The organism is Streptomyces sp. RPA4-2, assembly GCF_012273515.2.
In the GTDB taxonomy this organism is placed as follows: domain Bacteria; phylum Actinomycetota; class Actinomycetes; order Streptomycetales; family Streptomycetaceae; genus Streptomyces; species Streptomyces kaempferi.
The window spans coordinates 5344242-5361711 of the sequence record NZ_CP050975.2 but is presented as its reverse complement, the minus strand read 5'-3'; the positions used below and the strand labels follow the sequence as shown (position 1 = coordinate 5361711).

At 71.4% G+C, this 17470-nt stretch carries 13 protein-coding genes and 2 pseudogenes; 9 read left to right on the top strand and 6 right to left on the bottom strand.

Features of this window, described 5'->3' with window-relative positions:
• The 4 genes and pseudogenes from HEP85_RS23420 to HEP85_RS23405 all read right to left on the bottom strand — a co-directional run bounded on the left by HEP85_RS23420 (window position 1) and on the right by HEP85_RS23405 (window position 3529).
• Window positions 1-969 carry a complex I subunit 1 family protein gene (locus HEP85_RS23420; RefSeq protein WP_168529577.1) on the bottom strand — a complete coding sequence of 323 codons (969 nt, stop codon included), beginning with the start codon at window positions 967-969 and terminating at the stop codon, window positions 1-3.
• Window positions 966-2367: pseudogene (locus tag HEP85_RS23415) on the bottom strand (NADH-quinone oxidoreductase subunit C). Before HEP85_RS23415 ends, HEP85_RS23420 begins: the two are co-directional and overlap by 4 nt.
• On the bottom strand, window positions 2364-3113 hold the full coding sequence (locus HEP85_RS23410; protein ID WP_168529575.1) for an NADH-quinone oxidoreductase subunit B: 750 nt from the start codon (window positions 3111-3113) through the stop codon (window positions 2364-2366). Before HEP85_RS23410 ends, HEP85_RS23415 begins: the two are co-directional and overlap by 4 nt.
• On the bottom strand, window positions 3104-3529 hold the full coding sequence (locus HEP85_RS23405; RefSeq protein ID WP_168529573.1) for an NADH-quinone oxidoreductase subunit A: 426 nt from the start codon (window positions 3527-3529) through the stop codon (window positions 3104-3106). The genes HEP85_RS23410 and HEP85_RS23405 overlap by 10 nt, the downstream gene beginning before the upstream one ends.
• A gap of 311 nt (window positions 3530-3840) precedes the next feature.
• Here HEP85_RS23405 and HEP85_RS23400 point away from each other — a divergent pair, with 311 nt between their 5' ends.
• From HEP85_RS23400 to HEP85_RS23380, 5 genes and pseudogenes are all read left to right on the top strand, one after another.
• The gene (locus HEP85_RS23400; RefSeq protein WP_168529571.1) at window positions 3841-5106 is read left to right on the top strand and encodes a sensor domain-containing protein; all 1266 of its coding nucleotides are present in this window, start codon (window positions 3841-3843) and stop codon (window positions 5104-5106) included.
• 397 nt (window positions 5107-5503) lie between these two features.
• Window positions 5504-6858 (top strand): annotated as a pseudogene (locus HEP85_RS23395) (sensor histidine kinase).
• Window positions 6859-7131: 273 nt separating this feature from the next.
• Window positions 7132-7791, top strand: a complete 660-nt coding sequence (locus tag HEP85_RS23390; RefSeq protein ID WP_282189913.1) for a response regulator transcription factor — start codon at window positions 7132-7134, stop codon at window positions 7789-7791.
• Window positions 7792-8084: 293 nt separating this feature from the next.
• Window positions 8085-10016 (top strand): 2-oxoacid:acceptor oxidoreductase subunit alpha, encoded by a 1932-nt coding sequence (locus HEP85_RS23385; protein ID WP_168529567.1) that lies wholly within the window; start codon window positions 8085-8087, stop codon window positions 10014-10016.
• Entirely contained in the window at window positions 10009-11088 is a 1080-nt protein-coding gene (locus tag HEP85_RS23380) for a 2-oxoacid:ferredoxin oxidoreductase subunit beta (RefSeq protein WP_168529565.1), read from the top strand. The genes HEP85_RS23385 and HEP85_RS23380 overlap by 8 nt, the downstream gene beginning before the upstream one ends.
• Window positions 11089-11102: 14 nt before the next feature.
• Here HEP85_RS23380 and HEP85_RS23375 read toward each other — a convergent pair whose 3' ends face one another.
• On the bottom strand, window positions 11103-11456 hold the full coding sequence (locus HEP85_RS23375; protein WP_168529564.1) for a helix-turn-helix domain-containing protein: 354 nt from the start codon (window positions 11454-11456) through the stop codon (window positions 11103-11105).
• Between the two features lie 166 nt (window positions 11457-11622).
• Here HEP85_RS23375 and HEP85_RS23370 point away from each other — a divergent pair, with 166 nt between their 5' ends.
• From HEP85_RS23370 to HEP85_RS23355, 4 genes are all read left to right on the top strand, one after another.
• The gene (locus HEP85_RS23370; RefSeq protein WP_168529562.1) at window positions 11623-12477 is read left to right on the top strand and encodes an SDR family oxidoreductase; all 855 of its coding nucleotides are present in this window, start codon (window positions 11623-11625) and stop codon (window positions 12475-12477) included.
• Between the two features lie 207 nt (window positions 12478-12684).
• Complete coding sequence (rarD, locus tag HEP85_RS23365; RefSeq protein ID WP_282189912.1) at window positions 12685-13629, top strand: EamA family transporter RarD; 945 nt, start codon at window positions 12685-12687, stop codon at window positions 13627-13629.
• Window positions 13630-13885: 256 nt separating this feature from the next.
• The gene (locus HEP85_RS23360; protein ID WP_168529558.1) at window positions 13886-14347 is read left to right on the top strand and encodes a VOC family protein; all 462 of its coding nucleotides are present in this window, start codon (window positions 13886-13888) and stop codon (window positions 14345-14347) included.
• 124 nt (window positions 14348-14471) lie between these two features.
• Window positions 14472-15434 carry a M28 family metallopeptidase gene (locus HEP85_RS23355; protein ID WP_168533936.1) on the top strand — a complete coding sequence of 321 codons (963 nt, stop codon included), beginning with the start codon at window positions 14472-14474 and terminating at the stop codon, window positions 15432-15434.
• Window positions 15435-15440: 6 nt separating this feature from the next.
• Here HEP85_RS23355 and HEP85_RS23350 read toward each other — a convergent pair whose 3' ends face one another.
• The gene (locus tag HEP85_RS23350; RefSeq protein WP_369657813.1) at window positions 15441-17297 is read right to left on the bottom strand and encodes a hypothetical protein; all 1857 of its coding nucleotides are present in this window, start codon (window positions 17295-17297) and stop codon (window positions 15441-15443) included.
• Window positions 17298-17470: the final 173 nt, after the last annotated feature.

Genomic DNA, 17470 nt, shown 5'->3' with positions numbered 1-17470 from the left:
TTACGAGATCACCACCTTGACGATGCCGGTGAGGGCGATCTGGGCGAGGGAGAGGGGGACAAGGAGGGTCCAGGAGAGTTTCTGGAGCTGGTCCTCGCGCAGGCGGGGATAGGTGACACGGAGCCAGATCACGACGAAGGCGAGGACCGCGGCCTTCAGCAGGGTCCAGACCCAGCCGAGGCCGTCCGCGCCCCAGGGGCCGTGCCAGCCGCCCAGGAAGAGGACGGTGGTCAGACCGCACAGGACGACGATCCCGGCGTATTCGGCGAGGAGGAAGAGGGCGAAGCGCAGGCCCGTGTACTCGGTGTACGCGCCGAAGATGATCTCCGAGTCGGCGACCGGCATGTCGAAGGGGGGACGCTGGAGTTCGGCGAGGCCCGCCACGAAGAAAACGATCGCGCCGACGATCTGCCACGGCAGCCACCACCACTGGAACGCGTCGACGATGCCGGGGAGGGAGACCGTGCCCGCCGCCATCGCGACGGAGGCGGCGGTCAGCAGCATCGGGAGTTCGTACGCGAGCAGTTGGGCGGCGGTGCGCAGGCCGCCGAGGAGGGAGAACTTGTTGGCCGAGGCCCAGCCCGCCATGAGCGAGCCGAGGACGCCCACGCCCATCACGGCGAGGACGAAGAAGATGCCCGCGTCCACGACCTCGCCGACGGCTCCCTCGCCGGGACCGATGGGGATGGCGAGCAGGACCAGGAGGTACGGGAGGAGGGCCACGGCGGGGGCGAGCTGGAAGATACGGCGGTCCGCGCCCGCCGGGACGATGTCCTCCTTCTGCGCGAACTTCACGCCGTCGGCGACGAGCTGGGCCCAGCCGTGGAAACCGCCCGCGTACATCGGGCCGAGGCGGCCCTGCATGTGGGCCATCACCTTGTGCTCGGTCTGACCGACGATCAGGGGGAACGTCAGGAAGACGACGAAGACGACGACGAGTCGCAGGGCGACGTCGAGGGCGTCGTTCACTGCGTGCCTCCAGAGGGGTCGTCGTGGTCGGGCTGACGTTCGGCGGGCTGGCGTTCGCCAGGGTGCTTCGGCTCGGACTCCGGTGTGCTCTCGGCCGCGCTCTTCGAGGTGTCCTCAGACGCACGCTCCGTCGGCTCCGCCGGCTCCGTCGGCCCGGTCGGGCTCTTCGGCGCTTCCTCGGGCGTGCCCTCAGCCTTGTCCTGAGCCGTGTCCTCGGAAGGCGGCTCCGGCCGTGGCTGGGGCTGCGGCTGCGGCTGCGACTGCGGTTCCGGCTCGTCGAAGGCGGGGCGGGCGTGGTGCCACGGGGCGTCCGAGTCGCGTGGCGCGGTGGGCCTCGACGGCGTCGCGGGGGTGGTCGGCCCGTCGGCGCTCACGGGCGTCACCGCCGGGGTCTCCCCCGTTCCCTCGGCCCGCTGGGAAGCCGATCCCTGACCTGCACCGCGCGCGCGGCGTGGGCCGGCAGGAGCAGCCGGAGCCGTCGGCCGGTCGGCGTCCGGGACCGCGGTCTGTTCCTCCGCGGAGCCTCGACCCACGGGTGCCTGACCCGTGGCGCTCTGACCCGTTGGGCTCTGACCCGTGGAACCCTGAGCCGTGGAACCCTGGCTCGCGGAACCCTGACTCGCGCTGCGCGCACGACGGGGCGACGCCGCGGCACCCGCACCCGCACCCGCATCGACACCAGCACCAGCACCAGCACCGACATCGGCACCGCTACCCCCCGCTCCGGCGGTGGGCGCCTGGCTGGCGGAACCGTCTCCCGCCGTACGCGCCCGGCGCACCGGGCGGTCGCCGGCGGCGAGCGGCCGCGGGCCGGACGGGCGGGGGGTCAAGCGGGAGCTGGCCCTTCAGCGGACCCCAGTCGTTGGGGTCGGGGACGCCGGGCGGAAGCATCTGGCGGCGCTTCGGACCGCCGTGGTCGGACTCCCCCGGCTCCTTGGCGCCGGGCCAGGCCTTGGCCACGCGGGCGGCGAGGACGAAGTCCTTGCGGAGGGGGTGGCCCTCGAAGCCCTCGGGAAGGAGGAGCGGGTCGAGGCCGGGGTGGCCCTCGAAGGTCACGCCGAACATCTCGTGGGTCTCGCGCTCGTGCCAGCCGGCGCCCGCGTACACGGAGACCGCTGACGCCAGGACGGGTGCCGCGTGCGGGACGGTCGTACGGACGAGGAGGCGGCGTACCGGGGACAGGGCCACCACGTGAGCCGCGACGCGGAAGCCCGTACCTGGTTCGTCGACGGCGCTCAGCCAGTCGAAATAGCTGCAGCCGAGAGTGGTCCGGGCCGTGTCGAGGGCAGCGATCCAGGAAGCGGGCGGTACGTCGACCGTCAGGACCTCGTACGACTCCTCGGCCGTGGCCTCCGGGCCGAAGAGTTCCTCGACGGGTGCGGGGAGCCAGCCGGTCACTTGTCGCCCTCCCCGGAAACCGGATTCCCGCCGGAAGCCGGATCTCCGCCGGCAACCCCATTGCCTTGGGAAACCGGTGTCTCCCCGGACACCCGGGTCTCCCCGCCCGGCGCGACCGGCGGAGTCACCAGCCCGCTCTGGAGCGCGGCCGCCGACGGCCGGTGCGAAGAGCCGTAGCGCTCTACCAGCGACTCCCTGGCGATCTTCTCCTGAAGCTTGAGAATGCCCTGGAGCAGCGCCTCGGGCCGGGGCGGGCAGCCGGGCACGTAGACGTCGACGGGGATGATCTGGTCGACGCCCTTGGTGACGGAGTAGGAGTCCCAGTAGGGGCCGCCGCAGTTCGAGCACGCGCCGAAGGAGATGACGTACTTGGGCTCGGGCATCTGCTCGTACAGGCGCTTGACGGCCGGAGCCATCTTGTCCGTGACCGTGCCGGAGACCACCATCAGGTCGGCCTGGCGCGGGCCCGGCGCGAACGGGATCACACCGAGCCGGATGAAGTCGTGCCGGGCCATCGACGCGGCGATGAACTCGATCGCGCAGCAGGCGAGGCCGAAGTTGAAGACCCAGAGCGAGTAGCGGCGGCCCCAGTTCAGGACGACCTTCATGGGCTCGGGGGCGAGGCGCGAGAGCACGCCCAGCCGCTTCGGCTCCGGCAGCAGAACCGGCTGCCCCGAGGTCTCGCCGGAGATCTTGCCGGAGGTCTCGCCCGAGGGATTGCCCGAGGTCTTGGGGGTCACGTCCATGTGAGGACGCCCTTCTTGTATGCGTACAGCAGGCCCACGGCGAGGAAGCCGAGGAAGATGAACATCTCCGCGAGCGTCGCCGCGCCGTAGCCGGGGGCGGCGAAGACGGTCGCCCACGGGAAGAGGAAGATCGAGTCGACGGCGAAGATGACGTAGAGGAACGCGTAGACGTAGTAGCGGACCTGGGTGTGGGCCCAGCCCTCGCCGACGGGGTCGACGCCGCACTCGTACGTCAGGAGTTTCTCGGGTGTGGGGACGACCGGCCGCAGCAGTCGGCCCGCCCCGAAGGCGACGGCGACGAAGAGCACGCCCACGACGGCGAGCAGTCCGACGACCGAGTAGGACTGGAAGTAGCCCGCCGCGACGACGGTCGGTTCCGGCACGTCAGCCCCTCGCTCCCTGACCTCGTGGCGCACGCCGCGCGCACGCCGCGCACGCTGCGATACGCCCTGTTCGACGATCTGTACGGACGGGAGTCTAGGGCCTGCTAAAGAAACGGTAAGCAGGCCGTCACACCCCGATTATCGTGCACACGTCATGGTCGAGTGCTGGACTCGTCCGGCTCGTGCGCCACGGGATTCCCGTCCGTCTCTCGCGATCGCTTCCCATTTGACCGCAGCTCGGCGCCCGGCACAGCACGGAACGCCACGAAGGTAGGGCTTTCCCCAGTGGATCTGGGCGGGTCACCTCATGGCGCGGCGGCTCGCCGCCGGGCAGGGTAGCGAATATGACCGAACGCATCACCGCCGTCGCCCCGCCCGGCGGGACATCCTCCGGGACGACCGCCGAAACACCCGACGGGCCGTCCGACGGCACGCCCGACAGGACGCCCGACGGCGACCGGCTGCCGTCCCCGCGCCTCGCCCTCGGCCGCCGCACCTGGCAGGAGATCGCGCACCTGCTCGCCAATCTGCCGGTCTCGATCTTCGGCTTCGTGTACGTCGTGACGATGGTGTCCACGGGCTCGGCGCTCGCGGTGACGGTGGTGGGACTGCCGTTGCTCGCGGGCGGCCTGCTGGGCGCACGGCAGCTGGGCAAGCTGGAGCGGGCGCGGGCGCGCGCGCTGCTCGGCCTGCGGATCGACGAGCCGAGCCCGCTGCCGGTGCGCCGGACCGGCTTCTTCTCCTGGCTGTGGTCGAGCCTGAAGGACCCGGTGGGCTGGCGGACGGTGCTGTACGACCTGATCAGGCTGCCGTGGGGTGTGCTGACGTTCACGGTCACGCTGGTGTCGTTCTTCGTGCTGTGGCCGGTGCTGCCGTTCATCGCCCGGGGGCTGACCAACGTGGACCGGGCGATGGTGCGCGGGCTGCTGTCGCCCTCCGACGAGCTGGAGCGGCGCATCGCCGAGCTGGAGTCGGACCGGGGGGTCGTGGTCGACACGGCCGCGGCGGACCTGCGGCGCATCGAGCGGGACCTGCACGACGGGGCACAGGCCCGGCTGGTCAACCTCGCGATGGGACTCGGCCTGGCCAAGGAGAAGCTCCTCGAGGGCCAGGCCGACGAGACCGTCGCGGCCATGGTCGACGAGGCGCACGGCGAGGTGAAACTGGCCCTGCAGGAGCTGCGCGACCTGGCCCGCGGCATCCACCCGGCGGTCCTCACCGACCGCGGGCTCGACGCGGCGCTCTCCTCGGTCGCCACGCGCTGCACGGTGCCGGTGAAGGTGACCGCCGACCTCCGGTCGAGACCGGCCGCGGCGATCGAGGGGATCGCCTACTTCACCGTCTCCGAGCTGCTGCAGAACATCAGCAAGCACAGCGGGGCGAGGTCCGCGTCCGTCGACGTGTGGCGGACGGACCAGCGGCTGCTCATACAGGTCCAGGACGACGGGCGGGGCGGCGCGCGGCTCGACGGCGGTACGGGGATGGCGGGGCTCGCGGACCGGCTCGGCGCGGTGGACGGGCTGTTCGTCATCGACTCACCGCCCGGTGGCCCGACCACCATCACGGCGGAACTGCCCTGGCGGGACCGGCAGGACGAGCCGGCGCGCTAGGCGTGCCGCGCGGATCAGGTGGGCCCGACCACGCGGGCGGCGCGCCCAGCCGGTCCCGAACGCGCCACCGCACCCCCCGGGTCTCCGGGTCTCCGGGTCTCCGGGTCTCCGGGTCTCCGGGTCTCCGGGGTAACCCGATACCCCGGGGACCCCGGAGGCCCGCACCCATGCGCCCCGCACCCCCGCATCTCGCACCCCTGGACCCCCGCATCGCCCGAAGGGCTCGTCCTCGAACGCCGGACGGGCTGAAGGTGCGGGCCCGACCGCCCCGACAGCCATGCCCGGGGTAGGGAAAACCCCGCCCCAAGACGCCGACCCGCTCCATGTCCCCCACGCTCCACAGCCAGCAGGGTTGGGGTACGAGCCGATGAGCAGGACGAGAGAACGGACGACGCCGATGGCCACCGAGTACGGACAGGGGTACGGGCACGGGAGCGGGCCCGGATTCCACGGGGCGGCTGCCGGGGAGCGGCGCCACCGCCTCCCCGCGGCGCTGCGGGCGCCGGTCGAGGCCCGCAGCTGGCGCGAGTTCGGCTACGTGATGCTGGGCCTGCCGCTCAGCATCGCCATGTTCACGTTCGCCATCACGATGTTCTCGCTGGGCGCCGGCCTGCTGGTGACCTTCCTGGGGGTCCCGGTGCTCGCCGGAGCGCTGGCGGGCTGCCGCGGGTTCGGCGCGCTGGAGCGGGCGCGGGCGCGCGGGCTGCTCGGGGTCGAGGTCGGCTCGCCGGAGCCCGTGCTCGTGCGCAAGCAGGGGCCGATGGCGTGGATGGGGGCGATCCTCAAGAACGGTTCGTCGTGGCGGCATCTGCTCTACGCGGTGCTGCAGTTCCCGTGGGCGGTGTTCTCGTTCGTGGTGGCGCTGACCTTCTGGGCGTACGGCTGGGCGATGCTGACGTATCCGCTGTGGTTCTGGCTCTTCCCGGTCTACGGCGGGCAGGGCGGCCTTCAGCTCTACGGCGACGGCACCCACAGCATCTACCTGGACAACCCCTTCGAGATCACCGTGACCGCGCTGCTCGGACTGCTGATCACCATGGCGACGCCGTGGATCGTACGGGCGCTGACGACGGTGGACCGGCTGATGGTGCTGGGGCTGCTCGGGCCGTCACGGCTGGCGACCCGGGTGGTCGAGCTGGAGTCGGACCGGGGGGTCGTGGTCGACACGGCCGCGGCGGACCTGCGGCGCATCGAGCGGGACCTGCACGACGGGGCACAGGCCCGGCTGGTCAACCTCGCGATGGGACTCGGCCTGGCCAAGGAGAAGCTCACCGAGGACCCGCGGGCCGCCGCGCGGATGGTGGACGAGGCGCACGGCGAGGTGAAGACGGCGCTGCAGGAGCTGCGCGACCTGGCCCGCGGCATCCACCCGGCGGTCCTCACCGACCGCGGGCTCGACGCGGCGCTCTCCTCGGTGGCCTCACGCTGCACGGTGCCGGTGGCGGTGGACGTGGACCTTCCCGCCCGGCCCGCCCCGGCGATCGAGGGCATCGCCTACTTCACCGTCTCCGAGCTGCTGCAGAACATCAGCAAGCACGCGCGGGCGACCCGGGCCACGGTCGACGTCTGGCGCGTCGAGAACCGGCTGATGCTTCAGGTCGTCGACAACGGCGTGGGCGGCGCCGACGCCTCCGGCTTACCGGGTCTGGCGGGGCTCGCGGAGCGGCTGGACGCGGTGGACGGGATCCTGGTCGTGGACTCCCCGCGGGCGGCCCCACCCGGATCACGGCGGAGCTGCCCTGGCGGGGCTGATCCGCCCCGCACGACCGATGCCGCGGCAGGCGACGTCCGCCCCGTCGCGGCACCAGCCGGGCGTCGTCATCCCCCCGACGCCCCCCGCGCCACCCGATGACGCCCCTCGTGCCACCCCCTGAGCCCTCTCCGCCCCGGCTCGCCCCGGCGATTCCCGTTGCCCGGGCGCCCGTCGGCCCGAATGCTGAAATGCTGAGGGCTGTCGTACGAGCGGGGCGCAACCGGCGCCGGCCGGGTACGGGCTGTGGGGGGCCGAACATCGTGGAGGACAGGGTGCGGGTGGTCATCGCCGAGGATTCAGTGCTGCTCAGGGAGGGCCTGACCCGGTTGCTGACCGACCGTGGGCACGACGTCGTGGCCGGTGTCGGTGACGGCGACGCACTGATCAAGACCATCACCGACCTGGCCGCCCAGGGCGCGCTGCCGGACGTCGTGGTGGCCGACGTACGGATGCCGCCGACGCACACCGACGAGGGCGTCAAGGCGGCCGTGCAGCTGCGCAAGCACCACCCGGGACTCGGAGTGCTGGTTCTGTCGCAGTACGTGGAGGAGCGCTACGCCACCGAACTGCTGGCCGGTTCCAGCCGTGGCGTCGGCTATCTGCTCAAGGACCGGGTCGCCGAGGTGCGCGAGTTCGTGGACGCGGTGGTGCGGGTGGCCCAGGGGGGTACCGCGCTCGACCCCGAGGTGGTCGCGCAGTTGCTGGGGCGCAGCCGGAAGCAGGACGTGCTGGCCGGGCTCACGCCCCGGGAGCGGGAGGTGCTGGGGCTGATGGCCGAGGGCCGGACCAACTCGGCGATCGCGCGGCAGCTGGTGGTGAGCGACGGAGCGGTCGAGAAGCACGTCAGCAACATCTTCCTGAAGCTGGGGCTGTCCCCGAGCGACGGGGATCACCGGCGTGTTCTGGCGGTTCTGACCTACCTCAACTCCTGAATGCCTGACACTGTGTCAGGCATACGGAAGGCGGTGGCCGGGAGGCCGGCACGAGGTTCGCACGAGGGCGGCGCAAGGCCGGCGTGAGAACCAGAAGGTGAGTGGGGAGCATCTTCGGGAGAAGCATCGGGGGGCGAGCAAATCATGACAAGTCAGGGCGTCGAACCGTCTCAAAATGGTGTCCATCATGCGAACCGCCGAGGGAAGGCGACCCTTACGGACGTAGGGTTGGTCTTGGGAAGGCCTTCGGGAAGGCCGCTCCCGGACAGCCGCCTCGAAGGAGGTCCAGTTAAGTGACCAGCCAGGTCAGTAGCCCATCGGAGCAGGCCGACGAAGCCGTCGTAGGAGAACAGCGCAATCCGGCGGGGGCGAAGGACGTTCGCCGGCTCGACCGGGTGATCATCCGGTTCGCGGGCGACTCCGGTGACGGAATGCAGCTCACCGGCGACCGTTTCACCTCCGAGACCGCGTCCTTCGGCAACGACCTCTCCACACTGCCGAACTTCCCCGCAGAGATCCGAGCGCCCGCAGGCACCCTGCCGGGCGTTTCCTCGTTCCAGCTGCATTTCGCGGACCACGACATCCTCACCCCGGGCGACGCGCCGAACGTTCTCGTCGCCATGAACCCGGCCGCCCTGAAGGCGAACATCGCCGATGTGCCGCGCGGCGCCGAGATCATCGTCAACACGGACGAGTTCACCAAACGGGCGATGTCGAAGGTCGGTTACGCGACGAACCCGCTGGAGGACGGCTCCCTGGACGGCTACAGCGTCCACCCGGTGCCCCTGACGACGATGACGGTCGAGGCGCTCAAGGAGTTCGAGCTGTCCCGCAAGGAGGCGGAGCGCAGCAAGAACATGTTCGCGCTGGGCCTGCTGTCCTGGATGTACCACCGGCCGACCGAGGGCACCGAGAAGTTCCTGCGGACCAAGTTCGCGAAGAAGCCCGACATCGCGGCGGCCAACCTCACCGCGTTCCGGGCGGGCTGGAACTTCGGCGAGACGACCGAGGACTTCGCCGTCTCGTACGAGGTCGCCCCGGCCGAGCGCACCTTCCCGACCGGCACCTACCGCAACATCTCCGGGAACCTGGCCCTGTCGTACGGTCTGATCGCCGCCTCCGAGCAGGCCGACCTGCCGCTCTACCTCGGCTCGTACCCGATCACGCCCGCCTCCGACATCCTGCACGAACTCAGCAAGCACAAGAACTTCGGTGTGCGCACCTTCCAGGCCGAGGACGAGATCGCGGGCATCGGTGCCGCGTTGGGCGCCGCCTTCGGCGGCTCGCTGGCGGTCACGACGACCTCGGGTCCGGGGGTGGCGCTGAAGTCGGAGACGATCGGGCTCGCCGTCTCCCTCGAACTGCCGCTGCTGGTCATCGACATCCAGCGCGGCGGCCCCTCCACCGGACTGCCGACCAAGACCGAGCAGGCCGACCTGCTGCAGGCGATGTACGGCCGCAACGGCGAGGCGCCCGTCCCGGTCGTCGCGCCGCGCACACCCGCCGACTGCTTCGACACCGCGCTGGAGGCGGCGCGCATCGCCCTCACGTACCGCACCCCCGTCCTGCTCCTGTCGGACGGCTACCTGGCCAACGGCTCGGAGCCCTGGCGCGTCCCGGACATCGACGAACTCCCGGACCTGCGGGTGCGGTTCGCGCAGGGCCCGAACCACACACTGGACGACGGCACCGAGGTCTTCTGGCCCTACAAGCGTGACCCGGGGACCCTGGCCCGCCCCTGGGCGGTCCCGGGCACGCCGGGCCTCGAACACCGCATCGGCGGCATCGAGAAGCAGGACGGCACGGGCAACATCTCCTACGATCCCGCCAACCACGACTTCATGGTGCGCACCCGGCAGGCCAAGATCGACGGCATCGACGTCCCGGACGTGGAGGTCGACGACCCCTCGGGCGAGGCCGACACGCTGGTGCTGGGCTGGGGTTCGACGTACGGCCCCATCACCGCGGCGGTACGGCGGCTGCGGACGGCCGGGGAGTCCATCGCGCAGGCCCACCTGCGCCACCTCAACCCCTTCCCGCACAACCTCGGCACGGTGCTGGGACGGTACGACAAGGTGGTGATCCCCGAGATGAACCTCGGTCAGCTCTCCACCCTCGTCCGGGCCAGATACCTGGTCGACGCGCGTTCCTACAACCAGGTCAACGGCATGCCGTTCAAGGCCGAACAGCTCGCCGAGGTGCTCAAGGAGGCCATCGATGGCTGAGACGACCACGGAAGGCGCGGACACGATCGAGGCACTCACTCTGGTGCCCAAGGCCGGGGCCAGGCAGTCCATGAAGGACTTCAAGTCCGATCAGGAAGTGCGCTGGTGCCCCGGCTGCGGGGACTACGCGGTCCTGGCCGCCGTACAGGGCTTCATGCCCGAACTCGGCCTCGCCAAGGAGAACATCGTCTTCGTCTCGGGCATCGGCTGCTCGTCCCGCTTCCCGTACTACATGAACACGTACGGCATGCACTCCATCCACGGCCGCGCGCCCGCCATCGCCACGGGACTCGCCTCCTCCCGCCGCGACCTGAGCGTGTGGGTGGTGACCGGCGACGGCGACGCGCTGTCGATCGGCGGCAACCACCTCATCCACGCGCTGCGCCGCAACGTGAACCTGAAGATCCTGCTGTTCAACAACCGGATCTACGGCCTCACCAAGGGCCAGTACTCGCCGACCTCCGAGGTCGGCAAGATCACCAAGTCGACGCCGATGGGCTCGCTGGACGCGCCCTTCAACCCGGTGTCCCTGGCCATCGGCGCGGAGGCCTCCTTCGTCGCCCGGACCGTGGACTCCGACCGCAAGCACCTCACCGACGTCCTGCGGCAGGCCGCCGCCCACCCGGGCACGGCACTGGTGGAGATCTACCAGAACTGCAACATCTTCAACGACGGCGCCTTCGAGGTGCTGAAGGACAAGCAGCAGGCCGAGGATGCTGTCATCCGCCTCGAACACGGGCAGCCGATCCGCTTCGGCACGGACGGCGCCAAGGGCGTCGTACGGGACGCGGCGACCGGCGACCTGAAGATCGTCGCCGTCACCCCGGAGAACGAGTCGCAGGTCCTGGTCCACGACGCCCACGCGCCGTCACCGACCACCGCCTTCGCGCTCTCCCGGCTCGCCGATCCGGACACCCTGCACCACACCCCGATCGGTGTCCTGCGCTCCGTGGACCGGCCGGTCTACGACACCCAGATGGCCGACCAACTGGACGCGGCCATCGAGCAGAACGGCAAGGGGGACCTGGCCACGCTGCTCGCCGGCGGGGACACCTGGACGGTCGTCGGCTGACCGGAGCCAGCGGTTCAGGAGGCCCGGGTGCGTGACGCCCGGGCCTCGTCGTACGTGAGGCGGGCCTTCTCGACGTCGTCCATCCGGTCCGTGGTCCAGTCGGCCAGCGCGCGCACCTGCTCGGCGGCCTCGCGGCCGAGTCCGGTGAGCGAGTAGTCGACGCGCGGCGGGATCACGGGCTTCGCGTCGCGGTGGACGAGACCGTCGCGCTCCAGTGTCTGGAGGGTCTGGGTGAGCATCTTCTCGCTGACCCGGCCGATCGCCCGGCGCAGCTCGCTGAAGCGGTGGGGGCGGTCGAGGAGCTCGATCAGGACGAGCACACCCCAGCGGCTGGTGACGTGCTCCAGGACGAGGCGGTAGGGGCACATCGCCTCGCCGGTGTCGTACTTGCCGGCCGCCGGCTCACCGGCGGCGGCCCTGCTGACTGCTCGGGTACTTACGGCCATGTACGTACCTTACTTCAAAGTGGGTACTTTCCCAGGGTTAGCGCACCCCCTAGGGTTAGCGACAGATCACCCCACAAGGAGCTGACCCATGAGCATCGTCGTCACCGGAGCCACCGGACACCTCGGCCGCCACGTCGTCGAAGGACTGCTGGAGAGGGTTCCGGCGGACCGGATCACCGCCGTCGTCCGCGACCCGGAGAAGGCCGCCGGCTTCGCGGCCCGCGGCGTGCGGATCGCGGTCGCGGACTACAACCGGCCCGAGACCTTCGGCACCCTCTTCTCCGCCGGCGACAAGGTGCTGCTGATCTCCGGCAACGAGTTCGACAAGGGCCGCGTGCACCAGCACCAGGTCGTCCTCGACGCCGCCAAGGCCGCCGGGGTCGCGCTCTTCGCCTACACCAGCGCCCCGGGCAGCCTGACGGCCGCCCTCGCCGACGACCACCGCGGCACCGAGCGGGCCATCGCCGACTCCGGCATCACCTACGCCCTGCTGCGCAACGGCTGGTACAACGAGAACTACACCGAGAACCTCGCCCCGGTCCTCGAGTACGGCGCCGTCACCCAGGCCGCCGGAGAGGGCAGGATCGCTCCCGCCGCCCGCGCCGACTACGCGGCCGCCGCCGTGGCCGTGCTGACCGGCGAGGGCCACGAGAACAAGACCTACGAGCTGAGCGGCGACACGGCCTGGAGCTTCGCCGAGTACGCCGCCGAGGTCGCGAAGCAGTCCGGCAAGGAGATCGCCTACAACCCGGTCTCCGTCGAGGCCTTCACCGGCATCCTGGCCGGGGCCGGCCTGCCCGAGCCCCTCGCCGCGATCATCGCCGGTGTCGACGCGTCCATCGAGAAGGGCGAGCTCGCCGTGACCAGCGGCGACCTGTCCCGCCTCACCGGGCGCCCCACCACCCCGATCGCCGAGTCGATCGCGGCGGCCCTGAAGGGCTGACCCCGCCCGGACACCGGCCCGCCACCCTCCACCCCGCCTGTCATGACCGTATGGCGATACGGACATGACAGGCGGGGTGCGCGGCGCTACCTTCTTGGAGGCTGCACGGGAGCAGCTGTGCGAGAGAAAGGGCCGGTGGCCGTGCAGCACCAGGCGAAGAACGCGACCGGCTCCACCAACTCCAGGGCCGCCGGGAGCGAGCAGCGCATCGGGCTGCTGAACGGCTTCGCGGCGTACGGGATGTGGGGCCTCGTCCCCCTCTTCTGGCCGCTGCTCAAACCCGCCGGGGCCCTTGAGATCCTCGCCCACCGGATGGTGTGGTCCCTTGCCGTGGTCGGTGTCGCGCTGGTCGTGATGCGGCGCTGGGCCTGGCTCGGCGAGCTGCTGCGACAGCCGCGCAAGCTCGGGCTGATCACCGTCGCGGCGGCCGTGATCACGGTCAACTGGGGCGTCTACATATGGTCCGTGAACAGCGGGCACGTGGTGGAGGCGTCCCTCGGGTACTTCATCAATCCGCTCGTCACCATCGCCATGGGCGTACTGCTCCTCAAGGAGCGGCTGCGCCCGGTGCAGTGGGCGGCCGTCGGTGTCGGCCTCGGCGCGGTACTCGTCCTCACCATCGGCTACGGGCGACCGCCGTGGATCTCCCTCACCCTCGCCTTCTCGTTCGCCACGTACGGGCTGGTGAAGAAGAAGGTCAACCTCGGCGGCATCGAGTCGCTCGCCGCCGAGACCGCGGTCCAGTTCCTGCCCGCGCTCGGGTATCTGCTGTGGCTCGGGGCGAGGGGGGACGCCACCTTCGCCGCGCACGGGGCGGGACATGCGACGCTGCTCGCCGCGACGGGAGTGGTGACCGCGGTGCCGCTGGTCTGCTTCGGCGCGGCCGCCATCCGGGTGCCGCTGTCCACGCTGGGGCTGCTCCAGTACCTGGCACCCGTCTTCCAGTTCCTGCTCGGGATCCTGTACTTCCATGAGGCCATGCCGGCCGAGCGGTGGGCCGGGTTCGCGCTGGTGTGGCTCGCGTTGTCGCTGCTGACGTTCGACGCGTTGCGGACGGCTCGACGGGCGGCGCTCGCGCTTCGCTCGCGGGCCGGTGTCGTCGGGCCCCGTGTCGCCCCGGCCGACGTGGCGCCTGCGGACGCCAAGCCGTAACCCTGCCGGGGTGTTCTCGCCCTCCCATCCTCTTGGGGCTCCGCCCCAAACCCGCCAAGGGGCTGCCGCCCCCTGGACCCCCGCTCGCCCGAAGGGCTCGTCCTCGAACGCCGGACGGGCTGACATACATGCCCCGGCCGACACCATCAGCCCGTCCGGCGATTGAGGACAAGGCCCTTAAGGCCGACCGGGGGTCTGGGGGCGGGGCCGGTGCGGCGGTTGCCGCGTCGTGGGCGGAACCACTATGAGTGACTCCATGACGCACACCCCACCCCTGCACTGGAAACTCGTCATCGACGCGGCCGACCCCCACGCCCAGGCCGACTTCTGGGCGGCAGCCCTCGGCTACCGCCTGGAGGACAACAGCGCCCTGATCGAACGTCTCCTGACCCTCGGCGCCGCCCCGCCGGAGGCCACCCTGGAGTCCCACGGCCGCCGCGCCTGGCGGGACCTGATCGCCGTACGGCACCCGGACGACCCGTACGAGGAGGAGACGGGTATCGGGCAGGGCCGGCGGCTGCTCTTCCAGCGGGTACCGGAACTCAAGGCCGCGAAGAACCGGCTGCACCTCGACGTGCACGCGGGCCCCGGACGCCGAGCGGAGGAGGTGGCCCGCCTCCAGGAACTGGGCGCGAGCGTCCTGGGGCACGTCAAGGAGCCGGGCGGCGAGTGGGTGGTGATGGCCGACCCCGAGGGGAACGAGTTCTGCGTGCAGTGACGTACGGGCCGCCCGGCGCGGCCGGATCGCGCTCTTGACGTCACGTCAGCCACAGCTTCACCATCAGGCACCCCATTCACTGTGGGATTCCCGTGGAATCCCCATGGAATTCGGAGCCCCCCACATGAAGCTCTCCGTTCCCGGGCGCGTCACCTCGGCCGCGGTCATCACGGCCGTCACGCTCCTCACGACCGGTGCGATATCCGGCGCGGCGCCCGCACGCACCACCGCGTCCCCCACCGCCGCGGCCGCCGCTCCCGACATCCCCGTGGCCAACGTCAAGAGTCACCTCGCCCAGCTCCAGTCCATCGCCACCGCCAACGGCGGCAACCGCGCGCACGGCCGCACCGGCTACAAGGCCTCCATCGACTATGTGAAGGCGAAGCTGGACGCGGCCGGATTCACCACGGTCCTCCAGCAGTTCACGTCCTCCGGCCGCACCGGCTACAACCTGATCGCCGACTGGCCCGGCGGCGACACGGGCCACGTCGTCATGGCCGGCGCCCATCTCGACAGCGTGACGGCGGGCCCCGGCATCAACGACAACGGCTCCGGATCCGCCGCGATCCTGGAGACCGCGCTCGCCGTCTCCAGAGCTCAGTACCAGCCCACCAAGCATCTGCGGTTCGCCTGGTGGGGCGCGGAGGAGCTGGGCATGGTCGGCTCGAAGTACTACGTGAACAACCTGTCCTCGGCGAACCGGGCGAAGATCAGCGACTACCTGAACTTCGACATGATCGGCTCACCGAACCCCGGCTACTTCGTCTACGACGACGATCCCACCATCGAGAAGACCTTCAAGGACTACTTCACCGGCCTCGGTATCGCGACCGAGCCGGAGACCGAGGGCGACGGCCGTTCGGACCACTCGCCCTTCAAGAACGTGGGCATCCCGGTCGGCGGTCTCTTCAGCGGCGCCGACTACATCAAGACGGCGGCGCAGGCGGCGAAGTGGGGCGGCACCTCGGGGCAGGCCTTCGACCGCTGCTACCACGCCTCCTGCGACACCTCGTCCAACATCAACGACACGGCGCTGAACCGGAACGCGGACGCGCTGGCGTACGCGGTGTGGGGGCTGTCCTCCTAGCGGACCTCAGGTCGCGCTCTCGCGGGCGCGGGCGCGTTCGGCGAGGCGGCCCATGCGGGTGCGGGCCGATTCGAGCTGGTCGAGGTCGTCGGCGGCGGGGCCGCCGTCGGCCACGAGCCCGGTCCACACCTCGATCAGAACGCGTCCGAGGTTCATCCCCTGCGCGGGATCACGGACGGCGCGCCAGGCCGTGGCCGCGCTCTGCACGTTGCCGTACGCGGCGTCCGGGTCCCGCTGCTGACGGCGGACCCGGGCGAGGTCGAGCGACAGATGGAACGACCTGAGGGCGTCACCGGCCAAGTAGGCGATGTACGCGGAGAGTTCGCCCAGGCGCAGCACCTCGGGATGGTCGGGTCCCAGCGACCGTGCCGCTTCTGCCACGGTCCGCTCGGCCATCGCCGCGGCCTCTTCGATCCTGCCCTCCTTCACGGCTTCGTTGATCCGCGTCACGGGCTCCGCGAGGAACGCGGCGCCCTCCGTCTCGACCACCGGTGTCAGCACCGACTCGGCGACGGCGTCGAAGCCCCGCGCCGGCGTGGGCTTCGGCTCCGGCTCGGGCTCCATCACGGTCATGGCCTCCGCGGCCAGCGACGGATTCCGCGCGAAGACCACTCCGGCCGCCGGGGTGGCCCGCGCGGGGGAGGGAGGCAGCGGCTCGGGGGCGGGAGGCATCTGCGGTGCCGGGCCGAACTCGCCCGTCGGGGCTACCGCGACCCCGGGCCGGGCGTCGGCCACCGGCCCCTGGATCACTCGCAGGACGTGCGTCGACGGCGCCTCGGGCCAGACCGTGGGCTCCGGGAGGGACCCGGATACGGGCTCCGGCTCGGGCGCCACGTCGGAGACCGGCTCGGGCCACACCTGGGCGACCGCCTCCACGACCGACTCGACGACCGGCTCCGAGACCGACTCAGGGCCTCGATCCTGGCCCCGGTCCGAAGTCCGACCCTGACCCCGGTCCGAAGTCCGACCCGGGCCTCGGTCCGAAGCCCAGCTCGGGGCCCGGTCCGAGGCCCGATTCGAGGCCGACTCCGAGGCCCGATCCGAGTCCGGCTCCGAGCCCGGCTCCGAGTCCGGCTGTGGGTCCGGCTCCGAGTCCGGCTGTGGGTCCGGCTCCGAGTTCGGCTGTGGGTCCGGCTCCGAGTTCGGCTGTGGGTCCCGCTCCGAGGCCAACTCCCGGTCCGGCTCCGGGACTCGCTCCGGGACCGCCCCCGAGTCCGGCTCCAGGACTGCTTCCGGGACGGCTTCCGGGACCGGCCGGGAGGTGGGTTCCGGAGCCGGCCGGGAGGTGGGTTCCGGAGCCGGCTCCGGAAGCGGAAGCGGAAGCGGATGCGCAGCCCGCTCGGGCGTCGTCCCGGAGTCCGGGCCGAGCATCGTCCCGGAGTCCGGGCCGAGTGTCGGCTCGGGCGACCGGTCCGGCACCGGTCGCGGCGCCTGCGTGCCGGCGTCCCGACGCACCACGGGCGCCGTGGACGGCGGCGGTGGCGGGGAGGCCGGCAGGGCTGACGGCAGCGGCGGCGGAGCCGAGGGCGGCGTTCCCACCCGTACCGGCTCGCCCGCGTACCGGCTCGACCCGTCGCCGTACACCTGGAGCGGGACGACGAAGCCGATGCGTTCGTCGTGGACCCGGGCGAGGACGGGGCGCCCGGTGGCGCGGGCGATCCGGTGGAGGTGGTTCAGGACGGCGCCCTGGACGGTCTCACCGGGCGTGACGGCCAGGGGCACGCCCCCCACGGTGGCGCCCACGGCTGACGTCGGCACATGGACCTCGAGGGCCGGCGCCGGCTCGCCCGCGTGTCCTCCCGGGACGCCCGCCGAGCGCTGCCGCTTGATTTCCCGCTTCTGTTCGCGGCTGAGTCGAGACATTGGTTCCCTCACTCGGGGGTGATCAGGGGAGGGTGATCAAGGGAGAACGGAGCGGCGGACCGCCCGGTCCACGCGATCGCTCCCGCGCGGGGCACAGCCAAGGCGACAACGTCCTCGTACGCATCCTCGACTCCCTTCCGCGGGCCCGTCGCCGTGGTGCCGGCCCAGCCTGC

Bases quoted from the DNA above. Each gene is read 5' to 3' on its own strand.
- HEP85_RS23410 (WP_168529575.1), bottom strand. From the start codon at position 3,113: ATGGACGTGACCCCCAAGACCTCGGGCAATCCCTCGGGCGAGACCTCC.
- HEP85_RS23400 (WP_168529571.1), top strand. From the start codon at position 3,841: ATGACCGAACGCATCACCGCCGTCGCCCCGCCCGGCGGGACATCCTCC.
- HEP85_RS23380 (WP_168529565.1), top strand. From the start codon at position 10,009: ATGGCTGAGACGACCACGGAAGGCGCGGACACGATCGAGGCACTCACT.
- HEP85_RS23375 (WP_168529564.1), bottom strand. From the start codon at position 11,456: ATGTGCCCCTACCGCCTCGTCCTGGAGCACGTCACCAGCCGCTGGGGT.
- HEP85_RS23370 (WP_168529562.1), top strand. From the start codon at position 11,623: ATGAGCATCGTCGTCACCGGAGCCACCGGACACCTCGGCCGCCACGTC.
- HEP85_RS23360 (WP_168529558.1), top strand. From the start codon at position 13,886: ATGACGCACACCCCACCCCTGCACTGGAAACTCGTCATCGACGCGGCC.
- HEP85_RS23355 (WP_168533936.1), top strand. From the start codon at position 14,472: ATGAAGCTCTCCGTTCCCGGGCGCGTCACCTCGGCCGCGGTCATCACG.
- HEP85_RS23350 (WP_369657813.1), bottom strand. From the start codon at position 17,297: ATGTCTCGACTCAGCCGCGAACAGAAGCGGGAAATCAAGCGGCAGCGC.